Annotated in this window: 19 protein-coding genes; 13 read left to right on the forward strand and 6 right to left on the reverse strand. The window is 68.0% G+C overall.

All coding sequences use genetic code 11. The features are described 5' to 3' along the window. Nucleotides 1-201: 201 nt before the first annotated feature. The 3 genes from AB4Y80_RS16350 to AB4Y80_RS16360 all read left to right on the forward strand — a co-directional run bounded on the left by AB4Y80_RS16350 (nucleotide 202) and on the right by AB4Y80_RS16360 (nucleotide 1,469). Entirely contained in the window at nucleotides 202-276 is a 75-nt protein-coding gene (locus tag AB4Y80_RS16350; RefSeq protein ID WP_371130803.1) for a 50S ribosomal protein bL37, read from the forward strand. 162 nt (nucleotides 277-438) lie between these two features. After that, entirely contained in the window at nucleotides 439-906 is a 468-nt protein-coding gene (locus AB4Y80_RS16355) for a hypothetical protein (protein WP_442215398.1), read from the forward strand. Nucleotides 907-911: 5 nt separating this feature from the next. Further along, nucleotides 912-1,469, forward strand: a complete 558-nt coding sequence (locus AB4Y80_RS16360; RefSeq protein ID WP_442215399.1) for a group III truncated hemoglobin — start codon at nucleotides 912-914, stop codon at nucleotides 1,467-1,469. Here AB4Y80_RS16360 and rsrA read toward each other — a convergent pair. Both rsrA and AB4Y80_RS16370 read right to left on the reverse strand, forming a co-directional pair. Further along, on the reverse strand, nucleotides 1,466-1,726 hold the full coding sequence (rsrA, locus tag AB4Y80_RS16365) for a mycothiol system anti-sigma-R factor (protein ID WP_442215400.1): 261 nt from the start codon (nucleotides 1,724-1,726) through the stop codon (nucleotides 1,466-1,468). The two genes, AB4Y80_RS16360 and rsrA, sit on opposite strands and share 4 nt — an antisense overlap. A gap of 2 nt (nucleotides 1,727-1,728) precedes the next feature. Further along, complete coding sequence (locus AB4Y80_RS16370; RefSeq protein WP_442215401.1) at nucleotides 1,729-2,460, reverse strand: sigma-70 family RNA polymerase sigma factor; 732 nt, start codon at nucleotides 2,458-2,460, stop codon at nucleotides 1,729-1,731. Between the two features lie 205 nt (nucleotides 2,461-2,665). Here AB4Y80_RS16370 and AB4Y80_RS16375 point away from each other — a divergent pair, with 205 nt between their 5' ends. The 7 genes from AB4Y80_RS16375 (at nucleotide 2,666) to AB4Y80_RS16405 (ending at nucleotide 9,585) form a co-directional block, all read left to right on the forward strand. Beyond that, nucleotides 2,666-3,181, forward strand: a complete 516-nt coding sequence (locus tag AB4Y80_RS16375) for a DoxX family protein (RefSeq protein ID WP_442215402.1) — start codon at nucleotides 2,666-2,668, stop codon at nucleotides 3,179-3,181. Between the two features lie 6 nt (nucleotides 3,182-3,187). After that, on the forward strand, nucleotides 3,188-4,504 hold the full coding sequence (gene aroA, locus AB4Y80_RS16380) for a 3-phosphoshikimate 1-carboxyvinyltransferase (protein ID WP_442215403.1): 1,317 nt from the start codon (nucleotides 3,188-3,190) through the stop codon (nucleotides 4,502-4,504). 2 nt (nucleotides 4,505-4,506) lie between these two features. After that, nucleotides 4,507-5,637 carry a ribosome small subunit-dependent GTPase A gene (rsgA, locus tag AB4Y80_RS16385; RefSeq protein WP_442215404.1) on the forward strand — a complete coding sequence of 377 codons (1,131 nt, stop codon included), beginning with the start codon at nucleotides 4,507-4,509 and terminating at the stop codon, nucleotides 5,635-5,637. Nucleotides 5,638-5,711: 74 nt separating this feature from the next. After that, on the forward strand, nucleotides 5,712-6,527 hold the full coding sequence (gene hisN / locus AB4Y80_RS16390) for a histidinol-phosphatase (protein ID WP_442215405.1): 816 nt from the start codon (nucleotides 5,712-5,714) through the stop codon (nucleotides 6,525-6,527). Nucleotides 6,528-6,668: 141 nt separating this feature from the next. After that, complete coding sequence (locus tag AB4Y80_RS16395; protein WP_442215406.1) at nucleotides 6,669-7,451, forward strand: class I SAM-dependent methyltransferase; 783 nt, start codon at nucleotides 6,669-6,671, stop codon at nucleotides 7,449-7,451. Between the two features lie 89 nt (nucleotides 7,452-7,540). Then, a complete protein-coding gene (locus AB4Y80_RS16400) occupies nucleotides 7,541-8,797 on the forward strand; it encodes an Nramp family divalent metal transporter (RefSeq protein ID WP_442215407.1) in 1,257 nt (418 codons plus the stop codon). 17 nt (nucleotides 8,798-8,814) lie between these two features. Beyond that, a complete protein-coding gene (locus AB4Y80_RS16405) occupies nucleotides 8,815-9,585 on the forward strand; it encodes a metal-dependent transcriptional regulator (protein WP_442215408.1) in 771 nt (256 codons plus the stop codon). A 4-nt stretch (nucleotides 9,586-9,589) separates the two neighbouring features. Here the strand turns inward: AB4Y80_RS16405 and AB4Y80_RS16410 are convergent, their stop codons facing one another. The 3 genes from AB4Y80_RS16410 to AB4Y80_RS16420 all read right to left on the reverse strand — a co-directional run bounded on the left by AB4Y80_RS16410 (nucleotide 9,590) and on the right by AB4Y80_RS16420 (nucleotide 10,829). Then, entirely contained in the window at nucleotides 9,590-9,970 is a 381-nt protein-coding gene (locus tag AB4Y80_RS16410; protein WP_442215409.1) for a YrdB family protein, read from the reverse strand. Between the two features lie 18 nt (nucleotides 9,971-9,988). Then, nucleotides 9,989-10,468 (reverse strand): AMP-binding protein, encoded by a 480-nt coding sequence (locus AB4Y80_RS16415; protein ID WP_442215410.1) that lies wholly within the window; start codon nucleotides 10,466-10,468, stop codon nucleotides 9,989-9,991. Between the two features lie 61 nt (nucleotides 10,469-10,529). Further along, nucleotides 10,530-10,829 (reverse strand): DUF4193 domain-containing protein, encoded by a 300-nt coding sequence (locus tag AB4Y80_RS16420; protein ID WP_442215411.1) that lies wholly within the window; start codon nucleotides 10,827-10,829, stop codon nucleotides 10,530-10,532. A gap of 329 nt (nucleotides 10,830-11,158) precedes the next feature. On the opposite strand from AB4Y80_RS16420, the gene AB4Y80_RS16425 reads away from it, so the two are divergent. From AB4Y80_RS16425 to AB4Y80_RS16435, 3 genes are read left to right on the forward strand one after another with little or no spacing between them, the layout of a single operon-like run. Next, nucleotides 11,159-11,554: a hypothetical protein gene (locus AB4Y80_RS16425; RefSeq protein WP_442215412.1), complete on the forward strand. Its 396-nt coding sequence runs from the start codon at nucleotides 11,159-11,161 to the stop codon at nucleotides 11,552-11,554. Nucleotides 11,555-11,609: 55 nt separating this feature from the next. Then, a complete protein-coding gene (locus tag AB4Y80_RS16430) occupies nucleotides 11,610-12,344 on the forward strand; it encodes a hypothetical protein (RefSeq protein ID WP_442215413.1) in 735 nt (244 codons plus the stop codon). Beyond that, entirely contained in the window at nucleotides 12,341-13,036 is a 696-nt protein-coding gene (locus AB4Y80_RS16435) for a hypothetical protein (RefSeq protein WP_442215414.1), read from the forward strand. Before AB4Y80_RS16430 ends, AB4Y80_RS16435 begins: the two co-directional genes overlap by 4 nt. A 230-nt stretch (nucleotides 13,037-13,266) precedes the next feature. Here the strand turns inward: AB4Y80_RS16435 and AB4Y80_RS16440 are convergent, their stop codons facing one another. Further along, on the reverse strand, nucleotides 13,267-14,073 hold the full coding sequence (locus tag AB4Y80_RS16440; RefSeq protein ID WP_442215415.1) for a GNAT family N-acetyltransferase: 807 nt from the start codon (nucleotides 14,071-14,073) through the stop codon (nucleotides 13,267-13,269). Between the last annotated feature and the right edge of the window lie 186 nt (nucleotides 14,074-14,259).

Here is a 14,259-nt window from a genome sequence, read left to right on the forward strand (position 1 = left end):
CTAGCACGCGCATCTGACCCGCAATAGATGTCGAAAAATCGCGAAAATCGCGATTTTTCGACATCTATTGCGGGCCACCTTTTCCCTCGCTCACGTTCCGCCGCCGCTGCGCGCCTGCGGGCCGGTTAGGTGCAGGTGTGCCGGTTATGGGAGACTGGAACGCAGATCATTTTCGGATCTTTCAAGGAAACGGAGGCAGCTATGTCGAAGCGTTCACGCAAGCGTCGGGACCGTAAGAATGGCGGCGCAAACCACGGTAAGCGTCCCAACACCTAAGTCCCACGGCTTATGAGTTCAAGGGCCCGTCCCACCCCGGTGGTGGAGCGGGCCTTTGTGCGCGGAAAACGTGATCCATCAGTCACGGCTGTTAAACACGGCATTCTCCGTTTTAAAGCTAAGCTGATAGGGACATCCGCCCGATGGAAAGTGAAGCCCCGCATGCCCGCACTCGTGTTACTGACGATGTTGCCCTTTGTCTGGTTCGGCATGATCGTCGCCATTTCCTTCATTGAAACGCCGCTGAAATTCCGGGCACCGGGCATGACGCACGCGCTGGGCGTGGGCATCGGCCGGCTGGTCTTCAAGGCGCTGAACCTGGTGGAGCTGGCCGTTGCCGTCGTCGTCATCGCCGCCTGGACCCTGCACGCTCCGCTGGTCTCCCCCGGCGCCGGCGCCCTGCTCATCACCGCCATGGCGGCTTTGGCGCTGCAGGTCGCGATCCTGCGCCCGGCAATGGCCAAGCGCACCCGGGCGCTGTCACAAACGGCCCTGACGCCCGACGCCGGCACTCCCGTCCGGGCGAAGGTCGGCACCGGCACGCACATCGCCTACATAACGGCCGAAACCGCGAAGGTGATCACCCTGCCGGTGGCCGGAATCCTCATCCTGCTGGCCGTGGCGGCCTAGGACCCATGCCAATGCCTCCCGCGAACCCCACCCGCCCGGGCCACGGGCGCCTCAACTCCGGCAGGACGGCGTCGAGCCTGAACACCTACCAGCCCCTGGAGGGCGCACCGCCGGCCCCAGCCGCGACGGACATCGCCGACCGGGCGGACATCTTGCAGCTCGTGGAGACCTTTTACAGCAGCGCCTTTGAGGATCCGCTGATCGGGCCGATCTTCACGGAAGTGGCCCACATGGACCTGGTCCGGCACATGCCCATCATGGCCGACTTTTGGCAGACGGTGCTGTTCAAGGCGGGCCTGTACAGTCGCAACGCGTTGAAGATCCACTTCGACATCCATGCGCAGGAGCCGTTGACCCTCGATCACTTCAACCGCTGGCTGCAGCTGTGGACCAACACGGTCGACCGGCTGTTCCAAGGCGAGAAGGCCGAGATGGCCAAGGTGCAGGCCCACCTGATCGCGGGGTCGCTGCACCGGCGCGTCACCGGCCGCCCCGCCAGCCAGTACAGCACCATTTCCCTGCGCCCGGGGGCAGCCGCCGTCGCAGCCGAGGGAGCCCGCTAGACCCCGGCGGGCCGGGCCTCGTGCAGGCGGGCCAAAATGGCGGCCTTGAGCGTCTCGGGTGCGGCTTCCTTGCAGGAGCGCTTCACGACCGAGCGGATGACGCATTCGAGGTCGTATTCGTGCGCGCAGTCGGTGCAGCCGTCCAGGTGCGCCTTGATGTCGGTGAGGTCCGCCTTGGACAGCGCCCCGTCGAGGTATTCGTAAATCCGGGCGATCCGGTCGTCGTCGCAATCACCCAGGCTCTGGCAGTCGCCCATGGCTATTTCTCCATTTCCTTAAGTTCGCTCGCGTCGCCCTTGGCGTATCCGCGTTCCACTGCATAGTCGGCCAGCATGTCTCGCAACAGCTTCCGTCCCCGGTGCAGCCGTGACATCACGGTGCCGATGGGGGTGTTCATGATTTCTGATATTTCCTTGTAGGCGAATCCCTCAACGTCCGCGAAATACACGGCGAGGCGGAATTCCTCCGGGATCGCCTGCAGGGCGTCCTTCACATCCGAGTCCGGCAGGTGGTCCAGCGCATCCGCCTCCGCGGAGCGAAGCCCCGAGGAGGTGTGGGACTCCGCCCGCGCCAGCTGCCAATCCTCGATCTGGTCCGAGTTGGACTGCAGCGGCTCCCGCTGCCGTTTCCGGTACAGATTGATATAGGTGTTCGTCAGGATCCGGTACAGCCAGGCCTTGAGGTTGGTGCCCGGCTTGTACTGGTGGAACGCCGAGAACGCCTTGGTGTATGCCTCCTGCACCAGGTCCTCGGCGTCGCTGGGATTGCGTGCCATGCGCATGGCGGCCGAATACAGCTGGTCCACGTATTGCATGGCATCACGTTCAAAACGCGCGCGGCGCGCCTCGGCGCTTTCCGTGGCAATGTCCACGGGGATCAATTCGTTGGGATCCGCCGGCCCGGGGCCGTTCGGCACGCTGGCTACGGACGCTTCAACTTGCGCAGGCTCGGAAATGTTCATCACCAACGAGTCTACTGTCAGTGTCTGCATAGGAGCCTTTCGAATGAATCAACTTTGGGGCGGAACCGCCGCACTCCACCTGCACCGGTGGCGGGACCGGCGTCGTCCTACCTATGCAAACCGGCCGCCGCCGCCGGATATTCCGCAATCGGCGGGCCAAAGTGCAAGACTTGTACCAAGGAGGAACCGCCCGCGCCCCGGCCGGGTGATTCACCGCAATTATCAGGAGGCCATCTTGTCCATCGTTCGCGCACTTGCCCGCCCCATGCTTGCCTCGTCCTTCATCCTCGCCGGCGCCGACCGGCTGCGCCATGCCGAACAAACCGCCGCGCAACTCTCCCCCATGCTGCGCCGCGTCTCTGCCGCCCTGCCCGTACAGGCCAGCGAGAAGACCCTGGCCCGCGTGCTGGCCGGCACCCAGGTGGGCGCCGGCGTGCTGCTGGCCGCCGGCAAGTGCTCCCGCGCCGCCGCGGTCCTGCTGTCCGTGACGGCCGGGCTCAGCGCCTATGTGGAGTACCGCAGCGCCGAGTCCGATACCGCCGCCGGCAAGTCCCACCGCCGCGGCCAGCTGGCCAAGAATATCGGCCTGCTGGGCGGGGCCCTGCTGGCCAGCGTCGACACGGCCGGGCGCCCCGGCCTGGCCTGGCGCGCCGGGCACCTGATCGAGTCCGGCAAGAAGACCACCCGGACGCAACTCCAGCACGCGGACAAGACCGTCCGTTCCCTTGCCCACGACGTGACAGGACAATAAGTACACATGACCGCCGCCCCTTGGCCCGCACCGTTTTCCGCAACGCCCCTGGACGCCACCGTCACCATCCCGGCCTCCAAATCGCTGACCAACAGGTACCTTGTCCTGGCCGCCCTGGCCGACGGCGCCAGCCGGCTCCGCGCCCCCCTGCAGTCCCGTGATTCCGATCTCATGATCGGGGCATTGCGGGCCCTGGGCGCCGGCATCGAGGAAGTGCCCGGCACCGGGGCGGCACCGGACCTGCTGGTCACCCCGATCCGGGGCGGTGCACCGGTGGAAGCGGCCGTCGACTGCGGCCTGGCCGGGACCGTCATGCGCTTCGTGCCGCCGCTGGCCGCGCTGGTTGCGGGCACCTTTATGTTCGACGGCGACCCCGCCGCCCGCGTGCGGCCCATGGCCCCGGTGGTGGCCGCCCTCGAGGGGCTGGGCGTGCGGGTGGAGAACGGCGGTGACGGCATGATGCCGTTCACCGTGCACGGCACCGGCGCCGTCCGCGGCGGCCACGTGGCCATCGACGCGGCCGGCTCGTCCCAGTTTGTCTCCGCGATGCTGCTGGTCGGGGCCCGGTTCACCGAGGGCCTGCATCTGGAGCACACCGGCGAGTCGGTCCCCAGCGTTGACCACATCGCCATGACCGTTGCGGTGCTGCGCTCCCTGGGCGTCGCGGTGGACGACTCCACTCCCAGGCACTGGATCGTGCAGCCCGGGCCCATCGCCGCCTTTGACGTGCTGCTGGAACAGGACCTCTCCAATGCCGGACCGTTCCTGGCCGCCGCCCTGGCCACCCGGGGCACCGTCCGCATCCCCAACTGGCCGGCGAACACCACCCAGGTGGGTGACAAGTGGCGCGAGATCCTGCCCCAGTTCGGAGCCACCGTCACGCTGGAGGACGGCCTGCTGACCGTCACCGGGGGCCCGGAGATCCGCGGCGTCGACATCGCGGACACCAGCGAACTGGCCCCCTCCACGGCGGCGCTGTGCGCCCTGGCCACCGGCCCGTCGCGCCTGCGCGGCATCGCCCACCTGCGCGGCCACGAGACCGACCGGCTGGCCGCGCTGGTCGCCGAGATCAACGCCCTGGGCGGCAACGCCGAGGAAACCGCCGACGGGCTGATCATCACCCCGGCCCCGCTGCACGGCGGCCTGTTCCACAGCTATGCGGACCACCGCATGGCAACGGCCGGGGCCATCATCGGCCTGGCCGTGCCCGGCGTCGAGGTGGAGGACATCGCCACGACGGCCAAGACCATGCCCGGGTTCCCGCGCATGTGGGCCCAGATGGTGGCCCAAACGGCCCCGGCTGGGGCTGGGGCTGGGGACTAGGCATGGCACGCGACTACAGCAACTGGGATGAATCCGACGTCCGGGTCAGGGCCAACAAGAAGGGCAGCCGGCCGCGCACCAAGGACCGCCCCGCGCACGACGACGCCGTCATCGGCCGGATCATCACCGTGGACCGCGGCCGCTACACCGCCATCCTGGACGAGGACCAGTCCACCGAACGCGTGCTGGTGGCCGCCCGGGCCCGGGAACTGCGCCGCTCCCCCGTGGTCGCCGGCGACTTCGTGGCTCTCGTTGGAGACGTCTCCGGTGCCCCGGACACGCTGGCCCGCCTCGTCCGGGTGGAGACCCGCCGCACCCTGCTGCGCCGCAGCGCCGATGACACCGACCCCATCGAGCGGGTGGTGGTCGCCAACGCCGACCAGCTGGTGATTGTGGTGGCGGCGGCCAACCCGGAGCCGCGGACCGGGTTCATCGACCGCGCCCTCGTGGCCGCATACGACTCCGGCATCGCCCCGATCCTGCTGATCACCAAGGCGGACATCAAGGATCCGGCGGAGCTGCTGGCCAACTATGAGAATCTGGAAATGACGGTGGTCATCAGCCGGACGGCATCCGAGGGCGCGGCCGATGCGGCCTCCGCCATCGATGCCCGCAGCGACGACGGCGACTCCGCGCTCCTGGCCGGGGGCGCCGTCGAACAACTCCGGCACCACCTGGACGGGAAGGTCAGCGTGCTGGTGGGCCACTCCGGCGTCGGCAAGTCCACCATGGTCAACGCCCTGACCGGGTCCCAGCGGGCCACCGGCGGCGTCAACGCCGTGACGGGGCGCGGCCGGCACACGTCGTCGTCGGCGCTGGCGCTGCGGCTGGCGGACGGGCAGCCGGGGTCCTGGATCATCGACACCCCCGGCATCCGCTCATTCGGCCTGGCCCATGTGGACGCGGACCGCATCCTGCAGGCGTTCCCGGATCTGCAACCGGGCACGGACGCATGCGAACGCGGCTGCAAGCACGACGCCGCGGCCGTGAACTGCGGGCTGGACCCGTGGGTGGCCGGCGGCCGGGCCGGAGACGCCGGGCCCGCCCGGCTGGCGTCCCTGCGCCGCCTGCTGGGCACGAGCGATCGGACCGAGGGCCGTGCCGAGGCCAAGGAACTGGGTACCACCGCCTAGGCCGGCCGGGCCTGTCAAGACCGTCAAGGCCTCCCTCCCCGATTATTCCCCCATCTAGCGATAGCGTGAGGCGTATGACTGTCCAACCCCAGACCTACAACGACGATCTGCGCCTGGCCCATGTGTTGGCCGACACCGTCGATTCCCTGACCATGTCCCGCTTCAAGGCCCTGGACCTGCAGATCGAAACGAAGCCGGACCTCACGCCGGTGACCGACGCGGACAAGGCGGCCGAGGAGTCCATCCGCAGCCAGCTGTCCCGGGTCCGGCCCCGCGACGCCGTGCTGGGCGAGGAGTTTGGCAGCAGCGGCCATGGGTCACGGCGCTGGATCATCGACCCCATCGACGGCACCAAGAACTTTGTGCGCGGCGTGCCGGTCTGGGCCACGCTGATCGCCCTGGTCGACGAGGGCCGCCCGGTGGTGGGCGTGGTCAGCGCCCCTGCCCTGGGCAAGCGCTGGTGGGCGGCCGAGGGCACGGGGGCCTTCATGGGCAAGTCGCTGGCCGCCGCAACCCGCATCCGCGTCTCCAATGTCGCCTCCCTCTCCGACGCCTCGCTCTCCTACTCCTCACTGACGGGCTGGGCGGAGCGCGGCAATCGGGAGGAGTTCTTGGCCCTGACGGATGAGGTCTGGCGCACCCGGGCGTATGGCGACTTTTGGTCGTACTGCATGGTCGCCGAGGGCAGCGTGGACATTGCCTGCGAGCCCGAGCTAAATCTGTACGACATGGCGGCGCTGGTGCCGATCGTCACCGAGGCCGGCGGCCGTTTCACCTCGCTGGACGGGGTGGACGGCCCGTTCGGCGGCAACGCCCTGGCCACCAACTCCATCCTGCACGCCGAGGTCCTGCGCCGCCTCAACCCGGCCTGGGACGACATCCTCGGCTAGCCCCGTCGTCTGACCCGCAATAGATGTCGAGAAATCGACGAAAACGCGCCCTTTTCGACATCTATTGCGGGTCAGGTGACGGGCGGGGGGCGACGGGGCGGGTAAAGTGGACCGGCAGAACGGCACGACGGCAGGAGCACGATGGCAGGGGCGGGCGGGCCCGTCTTGGACGGCGAGCGGCGCAGGGAAATGGCGGACGCATTCTTGGCGGGCGGCGAACACTATCACCGCGTCCGGCCCGGATATCCGCCCGCGTCCGTGGACTGGATCGTGGCCGGCGCCGCGCGGGTCCGGGACGTGCTGGACGTGGGCGCCGGGACCGGCAAATACACCCAACTGCTCGTGGGGCGCGGCTGGAACGTCACCGCCGTCGACCCGTCACGGGACATGCTCGCCCAACTGGAGCGCAGCCTTCCCCAAGTGCGGGCAGTGGTGGGTTCGGCGGAACGGCTGGGATTGCCGGACGCGTCGGTGGATGCCGCCGTCGTCGCCCAGGCCTGGCACTGGTGCGATCCGGCGGCCGCCAGCACCGAACTCGCCCGCGTGCTGCGCCCGGGCGGCACCCTGGGACTCATCTGGAACCAGCTGGACGTGGGCGTGCCCTGGGTGCACCGGCTGGCCCGCATCATGCACGCCGGGGATGTGCACAAGCCCGGCTTCCGCCCGCCGACGGGCCCGGAATTCGGCGAACTTGACTGCCTGGAGACGTCGTGGCGCCAGCTGGTGATCCCCGAGGACCTGCTGGAGCTGGCCAAGTCCCGCAGCTATTACCTCAAGGCCGCCGCAAGCATTCGGGCCAAGGTCCTGGGCAACCTGACGTGGTACCTCCACGACCACCTCGGACACCGCCCCGGCGCCGTGATCGAGCTGCCCTACCGGACCCAGACCTGGCGTGCCCGGGCCACTTGCCATCTCGACCGCTAGCAACGTAACACCTCGACAAACCCGCTCCTGACAGCCTATGATTTCGGTACGCCTAAATAATTGATTTAGGACCAACGAAGGACAGGTCATTGCTGGAATCGACAAAATCCCCGCCCCGCCTCCAACTCCGTCCCCGGACCGGGCTGTTGTTCCTCCTGGGCCCGGCGTTCGTGGCGGCGATTGCCTATGTGGACCCCGGCAATGTGGCGGCGAACCTGACCTCCGGCGCCACATACGGCTACCTGCTGGTGTGGGTGCTGGTGGCGGCCAACATCATGGCCATGCTCATCCAGTACCAATCGGCCAAGCTGGGTGTGGTGACCGGGAAGTCGCTGCCCGACATCCTGGGGGAACGCTTCTCCACCACGGGCCGCCGGCTCTTCTGGGTCCAGGCCGAGCTCGTGGCCATGGCCACGGACCTGGCCGAGGTGGTGGGCGGGGCCATCGCCCTGAACCTGTTGTTCCACTTGCCGCTTCCGGTGGGCGGATTGATTGTTGGCGCGGTCTCCATGGCGTTGCTGACCGTGCAAAACCGCCGCGGCCAGCGACCGTTTGAATCCGTCATCATCTTCTTGCTGGTCATCATCACCATCGGCTTCCTCGCCGGACTGGTGCTCAGCCCACCGGACCCCGCCGGCATGGCCGCCGGCCTGATACCCCGCTTCGACGGCCCGGACAGCATCCTGTTGGCCGCCGGCATGCTCGGCGCGACCGTCATGCCGCACGCCATCTACCTTCATTCATCACTGGCCAAGGACCGCCACCCCGACGCGCGCAGCACCCCGGGCATGCTGGAACGCGTCGTCAAGGCCACCCGCTGGGACGTGGTGGCCGCCCTGATCCTGGCCGGAGCCGTCAACATTGGCATGCTGCTGCTGGCCGCCTCGACCCTGGACGGTGTGGCGGGGACCGATTCCATTGAGGGCGCCCACGCCGCGATTGTCAACTCCCTGGGCCCGGTCATCGGGGTCATCTTCGCCGTGGGCCTGCTGGCCTCCGGTCTGGCATCCACCTCCGTGGGGGCCTATGCCGGGGCCACCATCATGAAGGGGCTGCTGAAGGTCCACATACCGCTGCTCACCCGGCGCGTCATCAGCCTGATTCCGGCAATCGCCCTGCTGGCCCTGGGCATCAACCCCACGTGGGCGCTGATCGTCAGCCAGATCGTGCTGAGCTTCGGGATTCCGTTTGCGCTGATCCCGCTGCTGCGCCTGACCGCCAACAAGGAACTCATGGGCCCGCACCGCGACGGGCTGCCCCTGCGCGTGGCCGCCCTGGCCAGCGTGGTCCTGATCGTTTCGCTGAACGTTGTGCTGATCTGGCTCACCTTCTCCGGCCAGGCATAAACGGTAGGCTGGGGGGTGTGAAGCCAACCCCAACGTCCTCCAGCATCGAAGACTACGTCAAGGTCATCTATGCCTTCACCGAGTGGCAGGACAAGCCCATCACCTCCACCCAGCTGGCCGTGCGGCTGGGCGTGGCCAACTCGTCGGTGTCGGAAATGGTCCGCAAGCTCAAGGACCAGGGCTTGGTTGACCACCAGCCGTACAGTCCCATCCGCCTCACCCCCGCCGGCCTGACGCTGGCCCTGGCCATGGTGCGGCGGCACCGGCTGCTGGAGACGTACCTGGTCCGCGAGCTGGGCTACACGTGGGACGAGGTCCACAACGAGGCCGAACGCCTGGAGCATGCGGTCTCGGCGACGTTCATCGAGCGCATGTCCGCCAAGCTGGGCCATCCGACGCGCGATCCGCACGGCGATCCCATCCCGGATGCCGACGGCCGCGTCACCATGCCCCCCTCGCACCGCCTGGACGAGCTGGATCCGGGGCATCGGGGCCGGGTCAGCCGGATCAGCGACCATGATCCTGAGCTCCTGCGGTATCTGGAGGCGCACGGCATTGGGGTCAACACCGAGCTGGTGGTGGTGGGCCGGCGGCCGTTCGGCGGCACCTTGGCGGTGCGCAAGGTGGCGCACGGGGTCCCCGGAATTGCAGGCGACGACGCCGGCGCCCTGGACTTGGGCGACGAGGCCGCGGAATCGCTGTGGGTGGTCACGGTGGGTACGCACGACGGCTGCGCCGTCCAGGAGCTCGCCGGCGGCTCCCTCATGAGCCGGCACTCCGCGGACTGACCTGCTACCGGCGGCGCAGGATGGTGCTGGTAGCAAAATAGGCGACCGATACCGCCAGCATGGCCAGGCCGGCGGTATCGGCCCCGGCGGCCACAAGCGCAAGGCCCGCCAGTACAAAAACGCCCAGGGACACCCATGCCACCGTGTCCTCGGGCAGCCGGCGACGACTCTTGGGCGCCAGGAAGATCCCCCACAGCACCACCACGAGCGCCGGGACCCCGATCCCCAGGACCAGGTGCCACGGAGGGTCTGATCGGAAACCCCAGAACAGGAACGCCGCCACCATGGCCACTTCCAGGGCAAACCCGACCGCGGCCACGGCGGCCCTGACCGCGGTACGGCCGGCCAGGACCGGCGCCGGTCCCTGCGCGCTGCGACGTCCCATGCGACTCTCCCCGTCGCCCTAGTGTCCGCCGCCGTCGCCGGGCTCGGGCGGCAACTCCGCGAACGCGCCGGTACCATGCGTCATCTCGGCAAAGGAAACGTCGTAACCAAAGGCGTCCCCGCGCGCCACGACGACCAGCGGCGAGGCGTCGTTCGGCGTGTCACCGGCGGGCAGCAGCTTGCGGCGCTGGTCGGCGTCGGCGACGGCCAGCCGGGCCCCGGCCGCGTGGACGCGCCCGGCCACGGCGTCGCGGTCCAGCGTGGCGGGCAGGGGCACGGCAACGGCACCCAACCGCTGAAGGCCCAGCAGCGCCACCGCGAACTCGACGGTCTCGGCCATCAGGAGCGCCACGGGGTCGCCGCGCCCGACCCCAAGGGTCGTTAACGCAGCGGCGAACCGCACGGATTGTTCGCGCAGTTCGCCGTTCGTGATGTTCTCATGGCCGGGGTTGGCGGAAATTCTTGCCACCAGTTCCTCAATGGGTTTCTGTGCTGCCATGGTCGAGTTCCCTTGTGCCGGTTTTATGGACTCCCTTTACCGTACCGGTCGCGTGCGGGTTTTAGCCTTCGCAGTCCTTGCAGTAGAGCAGGCCGTTCTTTTCGCGGGCCACCTGGCTGCGGTGGCGGACCAGGAAGCAGGACGAACACGTGAACTCGTCATCCTGGGCCGGGATCACCTGGACCACCAGCTCCTCGTTGGAAAGGTCGGCACCCGGCAGGTCCATGCCCTCGGCGGTGTCAGAGTCCTCGACGTCAATATGCGCCGTCTGGGCGCCGCCACGTTGCACCTGGAGCGCCTGCAGCGACTCTGTCTCGTGGTCTTCATCCTTGTTGCGTGGTGCGTCGTAATCCGTTGCCATGCGGTTTCTCAAACTCCTGAAGTGCTCGTGGTTTCGGCGGGGTATTTCATTCAGCGCCCCATCCTAGCCCTTCAAAGCCGGATTCGCGCCCATAAATTCCCAATGTTTTCCCACAGCATAGGGTATGCACGAACCCAACCTGGCCCGATGAGCGCAATTTGGCGGAATTTGGCCATGAAACACGTCCCAATGTGGCGTTTCTCACGTCCGGCACCCCGCCCGTTCGAACCAGCCGGCGTTCCCCGGCGTCCGCGGAATTGGTCGACGGCGTCCCCGGCGCGGGCGCCGAATCGTCGCCCCGGGCACCGAAGGAATATCCTAGGGGGAACATGGCAAACAATTCTTCGCCCACGCACCCCACCATGAACCGCCGGCAGGTGGCCCAGGCACTGAACATCCCTCCGGAGATGGTGGCCCGGCACGGCCTGCCGTCGCGCATGAGGGCCTCCGACGTGGCCGCGCTGGACGCCAACCCGCCGGACTGGTTGGCCCAGTCCCGGGCGAACCAAACCGGCAAGCGCCCCATCTGGGTGGAGTTGCGCTGCTATGTCTGCGATTTCCATGAAACGACGCGCCCGAAGAAGTGGTGGCCGGAGTTCACGTATGTCCTGTGCGACTTCCACGGCAAGGGCGATCTCCCGGCACCGGCACTCGGGTGGCGGCGCAGCGAGTACGACGGCGTCGGCAGCCGTTTCCGCGGCGTCGTGGACACCCAGGATCCCTGAGACCGGCCGTGTCCGCCCACACCGACCCGCACCGGCGGGGCAGAGGAACTGCGCCGTGACCGTCCCGGCCAAGGCATTTCAACATTGGCTGGCCCAGGTTGCCGGCGGACGCAGCACGGCGGAGGTCTGCCGCGTCGCGGGCATCAAGAGATCAACTCTCGCGCAGCAGCTGGTGCGGGGGCGGGTATCGGTGGCTACCGTGGCGGCCGTCAGCCGCTCGCTGGAGCTGCCCGTGGTGAACTCGCTCTCCGCATTCGCCAAGTACCAGGACCTGGCCACGGGGATGAAACCGCCGACCGATGCGGAGCTGCTGAGCCAGATCTTCTACACCGACCTGCTCCGGGAGATTCTGCGGCGCAGCGCCAGCTGCGACTCCGGCACATCGTCGGCGGCCATCAAATTATCCGCCCTGCCCCACCGGGGGTCCGTGCGCACCTGGCTGGACGCCGTCGGTCCCGCCGATCTCCGTGCGCGGGTGGCCCGGATTGCCGGGATCGCACCGCAAAACCTGTCGGCACAAATCAGTGCAGACCGGCTGGCCCCGGACCTTGCCATCCTCAGCGCCCGCATTGCCGGCGTCGGGCTGGCCAACGGCCTGGTGGCCAGCGGATTCCTGCGCCCGGCCGAGGCCGGCTGGGCTCCCGACGCCCGGGAGAAGATACTGCGGGAAACGTCGAACAGCGCGTTGGTTTCGCTTGCCGCCGCCCGGCTGGACTCGGTCAGCCGCACGCTCAAACGTGCGGAGCAGGACGCCGCAGCAGCCCAAACCGTATGGGAGAACCTCGGATGACAGCAATCCTGCAGTGGACCACGTTGGCGGTTTGCTTTGCCTGTATGGGGTGGCGGCTGCCGGCCACGCTCAAGGGGCGCAATGTGAGCCTGTTTTGGTGCTTTGCGCTGGTGACCGTTTGCGTGGGGTTGAGCATTCCGGAAATCTACCTGCCGGTGGACGGTCTGCTTGGCGGACGGAACATCGCCAATCTGATGCTGCGCCTGGGCCTGTTTGCGCTGTTTTTCCTGCTGGCCGCCAAGATTGCCACCGCCTATGGCTCTCCCTTTGCCCGGCAGATGATCCGCGGCCCCATTGGGCTGGCGGTGGTGACGGTGGCGTCGCTGGCGGTGGTCGTGTGCTTTGCCTTGGCCGACCTCAGGGGGTCCCGAACGGGTCTCGCCGGTTTCCCGGCCGGGACGGCCCTTGGCACCTATATGTTGATGGGCCGGCTCTATCCGGCCTATGCGGCCGCCTGCCTTATCTGGCCCACCTTGCGCGCCGGCCTGACCATCAGGCCCTGGCTGGACAAGTCGGCCGCCCTGCTGATGTCGTGCGGCTTCGCGACGGCCTGCTTGACTTTGCTTGTACAACTCACCCCGCTGCACGCCGCCGCCCTGCTGACGGTGCTCTCCTACGGTGCCATCCTGTGTGTGGCCGTCGGGCTGTCACTGGTGTGGCTCTCCTATTCACGCCAACCACGCGGGCGCTAAGAGCCCGCTATACACTTTTCCATTCGTTTCTGTCATACTAATGAATGTGTGAACGGTGGACCCGGTGCCCGCTGGTGAGAGACGCTGGTGAGAAACCCTGGTGAGAAACCTTTGGGGGTAAGTGGTGGCAGGAATCTTCCTGGCCACCACTTAGTCTTTTAAGTCCGTCATTTGGACAAACCCTGGTGACCGCTCGCTGCGGCAGGCCCCGCCGCCGGCCGGAGACAGGTTCAGTTGACCGGGGACCACACGTAAGGCGTCGTGGAGGTCAGGGCCGTGAATCCCCCGCGGGCCAAGATCGGCGCGCTTTGCCCCGACGCGTCCACCTGCAGGTACTTCACCCCACGGGCGGCGGCATGGCGGGCCCGCACCCCCAGCAGGGCGCGGTAGATGCCACGGCCCCGCCATTGCGGCAGCGTGGAGCCACCCCAAAGCCCGGCGAAGTCGGTGCCGGGAACCAGTTCCAGCCGTGCCGCGCTCACCACCACCCCGTGCGCCTCGGCGACGAACACCAGGACGCCTTCGGGATCGGCCTGCGCGTCTGCATGGAGGTCCCCGGCCGTGTCGCCGAGCTCCACACCCCACACGGCGGACTGCAGCGCCGCTATTGCCGCAAAGTCCGCATACTCGCTCACGCGCCGGAGGTGAACTCCCGCCGGCAGGGAGCCCGCGGCCGCATCCTGCCCCGGGAGAAGCCGGTCCACCGGCGCGGCCATGACGGTTTCCGGTTCCTCGGGCACGAATCCGGCCGCCACGAGCCTGGCCGGCAGGTCGGCGGGTCGGTCGTGGCCGCGGGTTTTCCATTCCACGGACTCGCCGCGCGCGGCGAAGAAGGCCCGATTCCGGGCAATCAGCGCATCCAGGTCGGTGCCCGCCAGCTCCAGCCGGGATGCGGTTTCAATGAAGCCCCGGGGGCGCCCGCTGATCCGCAGTACGTCCCCGTCCAGCTCGTGGTGAACGCCCGGTGCGTGGCGGGCGGGGATCCGGCACCGCAATTGAGCATCGTATTCGGCCAGCAGCAGCTGTTGAAGGGTCACGGCAACATCGTAGTGCAACCCCTCCCCGGTGACGCGGACGGCGATAGACTGAAGGGACTTTAGAATGGCGGCCGGGGATCCTCTCCGGCATGACGCCGGAAAGGACCGCGGGCGCAATCCCCGCCGGGAATACCTGCCGGAGACCCCGCGCACCGCGACGGCATCCTGGCCCGGGACTTCCGCCGC

The sequence above is a fragment of the Specibacter sp. RAF43 genome, assembly GCF_052114065.1.
Lineage (GTDB): Bacteria > Actinomycetota > Actinomycetes > Actinomycetales > Micrococcaceae > Specibacter.

What these genes read in the sequence shown, in the direction of transcription:
- AB4Y80_RS16435 (WP_442215414.1), top strand. Translation starts at nt 12,341, where the DNA reads ATGACAGCAATCCTGCAGTGGACCACGTTGGCGGTTTGCTTTGCCTGT.
- AB4Y80_RS16415 (WP_442215410.1), bottom strand. Translation starts at nt 10,468, where the DNA reads ATGGCAGCACAGAAACCCATTGAGGAACTGGTGGCAAGAATTTCCGCC.
- AB4Y80_RS16420 (WP_442215411.1), bottom strand. Translation starts at nt 10,829, where the DNA reads ATGGCAACGGATTACGACGCACCACGCAACAAGGATGAAGACCACGAG.
- AB4Y80_RS16395 (WP_442215406.1), top strand. Translation starts at nt 6,669, where the DNA reads ATGGCAGGGGCGGGCGGGCCCGTCTTGGACGGCGAGCGGCGCAGGGAA.
- rsgA (WP_442215404.1), top strand. Translation starts at nt 4,507, where the DNA reads ATGGCACGCGACTACAGCAACTGGGATGAATCCGACGTCCGGGTCAGG.
- AB4Y80_RS16355 (WP_442215398.1), top strand. Translation starts at nt 439, where the DNA reads ATGCCCGCACTCGTGTTACTGACGATGTTGCCCTTTGTCTGGTTCGGC.
- rsrA (WP_442215400.1), bottom strand. Translation starts at nt 1,726, where the DNA reads ATGGGCGACTGCCAGAGCCTGGGTGATTGCGACGACGACCGGATCGCC.
- AB4Y80_RS16360 (WP_442215399.1), top strand. Translation starts at nt 912, where the DNA reads ATGCCAATGCCTCCCGCGAACCCCACCCGCCCGGGCCACGGGCGCCTC.
- AB4Y80_RS16410 (WP_442215409.1), bottom strand. Translation starts at nt 9,970, where the DNA reads ATGGGACGTCGCAGCGCGCAGGGACCGGCGCCGGTCCTGGCCGGCCGT.
- hisN (WP_442215405.1), top strand. Translation starts at nt 5,712, where the DNA reads ATGACTGTCCAACCCCAGACCTACAACGACGATCTGCGCCTGGCCCAT.
- AB4Y80_RS16425 (WP_442215412.1), top strand. Translation starts at nt 11,159, where the DNA reads ATGGCAAACAATTCTTCGCCCACGCACCCCACCATGAACCGCCGGCAG.
- aroA (WP_442215403.1), top strand. Translation starts at nt 3,188, where the DNA reads ATGACCGCCGCCCCTTGGCCCGCACCGTTTTCCGCAACGCCCCTGGAC.
- AB4Y80_RS16370 (WP_442215401.1), bottom strand. Translation starts at nt 2,460, where the DNA reads ATGCAGACACTGACAGTAGACTCGTTGGTGATGAACATTTCCGAGCCT.